Raw genomic sequence first — 1,132 nt, 5'->3', positions numbered from 1 at the left:
CCTCAATACATCTTTTGCTATACCCCGCCGGGTCAATAAAATCCACTCCATTATGGATTCTCACACCAAGTGGACTTGATTGACTGGAGTATATTGACTCATCAAGATCGTGCCAGTCGAAAAATTTCCCTGTATAGCAAGATTTGAATAAAGCCGGATATCTCTCAAAATTCTCTTCAAAGAAACTGGATGCACTAATCGTCTCGGATATCATATCTTTACGGGGTCGCCTCTTTCCTAGTCCACGAAATATGGGTCCAAAGCTAATAACCTTATGACTAACCGACCATTTCGGCTACGCTGGCATTGGCTCATCAGGCGTAGCCGGTCTCAGCAAGGTGTGGTTTCGAGGGAAACCACCCTCAATTTCAGTCATTCATCGCCATCCGCGCCATTTGGATACATCGACGAAGAGGGCGTACCAGGAGCCCAACACCCACCATTTGCGTCAATATAGCTCCCCATGTTTCGCCCCCGGAGGTCAATCACATTGCTTGACTCGGCTTCACCAGACATATTCATTCCACCCGCCATCATTTTCATTTCTTCATCTGTAATAACTCTCATCTCTTGTCCTTTTTGTAAACGGATTTGCAGCCATGATCATCAATGAACTCGATTATTTCTGCTACGTCCTCCCTTTTTAAAATGTCAGCCCTCAAAACTGATGCCATCCCTCCAGATTTAATGATCGATATTTTCGCCTCATCGAATGCCAGCGGCGATTTTTCGCGAAGCCCACAGGCGGCATACAATTTTGACTCTACTGTTGCCGTTTTAGAATTTACTATTCGTATAAAAAATGAAACGGAATCACGCTTTTTTAGAATAGACCGATATAATTCCTCCTGATTACTTACATGCCCATAGAACCCAACCATTCCGAGACTGAAAGTTTCTATTTCCTCGAATTTTCGCTGCTCACCTAACGAAGAAGTACCGCCATCTGCACTCGCAAGTGACGCCGAAGCGAGAATCATGATAATAGCCACATGAACAACAATTAAAAAATATTTTCGACGTAGATTTTGACCCATATAATTCATCTGACTTGCCTTTTATTAGTTACGATAGCCGCCTGCTAACTCCTATTACAGGGAAAAATATCCATTCATATAGCCTTCTTTTCTCC

The 1,132-nt window shown here is 43.2% G+C and carries 2 protein-coding genes; both read right to left on the bottom strand.

Annotated elements, in window-relative coordinates; translation table 11 throughout:
- Positions 1–372: 372 nt before the first annotated feature.
- Positions 373–567, bottom strand: a complete 195-nt coding sequence (locus AC1DN0_RS41090; protein ID WP_441627344.1) for a hypothetical protein — start codon at positions 565–567, stop codon at positions 373–375.
- Positions 564–1,046, bottom strand: a complete 483-nt coding sequence (gene mchS3 / locus AC1DN0_RS41085; protein ID WP_441627346.1) for an MchS3 family protein — start codon at positions 1,044–1,046, stop codon at positions 564–566. The genes AC1DN0_RS41090 and mchS3 overlap by 4 nt, the downstream gene beginning before the upstream one ends.
- Positions 1,047–1,132 lie beyond the last annotated feature (86 nt).

Source organism: Cupriavidus sp. 05N39 (assembly GCF_056397325.1).
Note: the sequence above shows the minus strand (reverse complement) of the source record. Positions and strands in the feature narration are given on the sequence as shown.

Bases quoted from the DNA above. Each gene is read 5' to 3' on its own strand.
- AC1DN0_RS41090 (WP_441627344.1), bottom strand. From the start codon at position 567: ATGAGAGTTATTACAGATGAAGAAATGAAAATGATGGCGGGTGGAATG.
- mchS3 (WP_441627346.1), bottom strand. From the start codon at position 1,046: ATGAATTATATGGGTCAAAATCTACGTCGAAAATATTTTTTAATTGTT.